At 42.0% G+C, this 3,135-nt stretch carries 3 protein-coding genes; 2 read left to right on the top strand and 1 reads right to left on the bottom strand.

Annotated features, from left to right (window positions below):
- Window positions 1-127 precede the first annotated feature (127 nt).
- Window positions 128-1,273, top strand: a complete 1,146-nt coding sequence (locus tag V7Z64_RS12590) for a TIGR04053 family radical SAM/SPASM domain-containing protein (RefSeq protein WP_297991994.1) — start codon at window positions 128-130, stop codon at window positions 1,271-1,273.
- On the opposite strand, the gene V7Z64_RS12585 is transcribed toward V7Z64_RS12590, so the two are convergent.
- On the bottom strand, window positions 1,270-1,515 hold the full coding sequence (locus V7Z64_RS12585) for a hypothetical protein (RefSeq protein ID WP_297991996.1): 246 nt from the start codon (window positions 1,513-1,515) through the stop codon (window positions 1,270-1,272). The genes V7Z64_RS12590 and V7Z64_RS12585 overlap by 4 nt on opposite strands.
- Window positions 1,516-1,642: 127 nt before the next feature.
- On the opposite strand from V7Z64_RS12585, the gene V7Z64_RS12580 reads away from it, so the two are divergent.
- The coding region (locus V7Z64_RS12580; protein ID WP_334110627.1) for a spore germination protein at window positions 1,643-3,135 on the top strand (1,493 nt) is incomplete at its 3' end.

The following is a 3,135-nucleotide window of genomic DNA, read 5'->3' as shown; positions in this document are numbered from 1 at the left end:
AGTATAACATTTACTTTCTATATAATTTTTCCACGTGTTTAAAAAATCGTCAAAAACGCACGAACGTAGTGCTAGATAATCAGTCTATAATGAATGTGAACATCACTCAAAAAGTTGGTGAAGCGATATGCATAAACAAGGTCATGCGGTAGATTATGATAAACATCCGTTTATTGTCATTTGGGAAGTGACGAGGGCGTGTCAGTTAAAATGTGTACATTGTCGTGCCGACGCACAGCCTGTTCCTGATCCACGTGAGTTGACACACGAAGAAGGCATTCGGTTAATTGATGACATTTACAGCATGAACAATCCGATGCTCGTGTTTACAGGTGGAGACTGTATGATGCGCGAAGATTTGTTCCACTTGGCTGAATATGCGATCAAAAAAGGGATGCGCGTTTCGATCACGCCGAGTGCGACGCCAAATGTGACGAAAGAGAAAATGAAAAAAGCAAAGGAGATCGGACTGTCGCGTTGGGCGTTTAGTTTAGACGGACCGACAGCTGACATCCATGACCGATTTCGCGGAACCCCAGGATCGTTCGATTTAACGATTGAAAACATTCGTTATTTGAATGAGTTACAAATGCCACTACAAGTTAATACCGTCATTTCGCGCTATAACTATAACGATTTAGAACAGATGGCGAAATTAGTTGCTGATTTAAACGCGGTGATGTGGTACATTTTTTTACTCGTACCAACAGGACGTGGGCAAATAGATGACTGCATTACTCCAGTTGAACATGAACATGTATTTCGGTGGCTATACGAATTAAGCAAAACAGCGCCGTACGATATTAAAACGACGGCGGCACAACATTATCGTCGTGTCGTGATTCAACAAAAAATGAGAGAAAAGCGCATTGAAGCAGGGGATATCCGATATGAACATGCGATAACGACCGATCACGCCTCCATGATCGACGGATTAAAACGAGCCCCAAAAGGAGTCAATGATGGAAACGGGTTTGTGTTCGTTTCCCATACAGGAGATGTCATGCCGAGCGGTTTGCTTCCGATCGTATGTGGCAATGTGCGTGAGCAACCTTTATCTCACATTTATCGTGAATCGGAAGTGATGAAAAACTTACGCCAGCCGGATCGTTACAAAGGAAAATGTGGTGTTTGCGAGTTCCGTTACGTTTGTGGCGGATCGCGTGCTCGGGCTTATGCCGTGACAGGCGATTATATGGAAAGTGAACCATTTTGCGTATATATCCCACGGCACATGAGAGAAAAAGGAGAATCCCAAACCGTGTTCGCTTAACGCGAGCGCGGTTTGGGATTTTTATCTTTATTTATGTTTCGAACGAGATGAATACATGTATCAAAAATCCATAAGCCGATCAAGAGAAATAAAACGCCTAGCTCGATCGGCTCCATCACTTTAAATGGAGTAAAAATGTCAACAAATGCTTGATAAATGTCCATACCAAGCAACAAATTCATACTGATTGCCAAGCTAATCAACAAGATAGGAATCATAATAGAAATGACAACAAGCTTCATTGCTCATCTCCTCTGTCGTACTTTCTTTGCTAACGTACCAACTTTTTATACACTTTATCCCTTTTTGAATAACATGTGCATTTATTGCTTATTCTAACCATAAACGATCGTAAATGGGGAGAAGAATATGTGGTTGCGAAGAACTGAAAAACGCAGGGAAACATATGAACAGGAAGGAATATATGGAACTATTGACCAGGAACTACAGGAGAATATAAAAAAAATTCAAGATGTCACAGGCAACAGTGAAGATATCATTATTCGCCGCTTTTTACTTGGAAAAGAAGATACTTTTCCGGCCGTTTTTTGTTTTGTTAGTGGAATCGTTGATGAGAATATGGTGCAACATTTATTGCTTGAATTAAGTGTGCAGTTATCTTTTCCATCGGCCGACTGTGACAAAATGGATTACATTGAACAAAAAATTGCTTCTGCAAATACAACAGGACGTATTCAGCAGTGGAATGAAGTATTTTCTTCACTTATGTCTGGGGAAGTCGTTTTGTTTATTCATGGTATGCAAGAAGCTTTACGCATCGGCGTGAAGGGTGGGGAATATCGCGCCATTGCAGAACCGAGTACACAACTAACGATTCGTGGGCCACGTGAAGGATTTACGGAATCATTGGCAACAAACATAGCAATGGTTCGGCGTCGAATTCAAAATCCTCATGTATGGGTTGAGAGTATTACAATCGGTGAAGTGACACAAACGAACGTACGCATCATGTACATAAAAGGAATTGCAAATGACAAAATTGTTGCAGAAGTTCGTGAGCGATTGCAGCGCATTTGTTTGGACGGTGTACTTGAGTCAGGGTACATTGAGCAGTTAATCGAAGATGAGCCGTTTACAACATTTCCGACCATTTATCATACAGAACGTCCTGATAGTGTGGCGGCAAACTTATTGGAAGGGCGTGTCGCTATTTTTGTAGAAGGTACGCCGTTTGTGCTTATTGTACCGGCTGTGTTCATTCAATTTTTTCAGGCAGTTGAGGATTACTATGCACGTTTCGATATCGCGACAGCGCTACGATTTCTACGGATGCTCGTATTTTTTATTTCCCTCGTAGCCCCTTCGGTGTATATTGCACTAACAACGTTTCATCAAGAAATGATCCCTACTTCCCTTGTCATAGCGATCGCGGCACAGCGCGAGGCAGTTCCGTTTCCAGCGTTTGTTGAAGCAATATTAATGGAGGTAACCTTTGAAATTTTACGAGAGGCTGGGGTTCGCTTGCCGAGGGCGGTTGGACAGGCTGTATCAATTGTTGGGGCGCTTGTCATTGGACAAGCAGCTGTAGAGGCAGGTTTCGTCTCATCTGCTATGGTTATCGTTGTATCGATTACTGCAATTGCTAGCTTTGCCACTCCATCATTTGCGATTGCCATTTCTGCGAGACTCATTCGTTTTGCATTAATGATTTTAGCCGCATTATTCGGATTTTATGGAATTTTAATGGGGATGATTTGCATGGTTATTCATTTATGTAGCCTTCGTTCGTTTGGTGTACCATATATGGCTCCGTTAGCTCCGCTAGTTCCAAGCAATTTGCGTGATACGTTTGTTCGTTTTCCATTGTGGACATTAAACGAACGACCGCGTTTAATTAATAA

This window comes from Anoxybacillus sp., from assembly GCF_036834105.1.
Lineage (GTDB): Bacteria > Bacillota > Bacilli > Bacillales > Anoxybacillaceae > Anoxybacillus.
The sequence above is the reverse complement of the archived record's forward strand: the minus strand, read 5'-3'. Positions and strand labels throughout refer to the sequence as shown.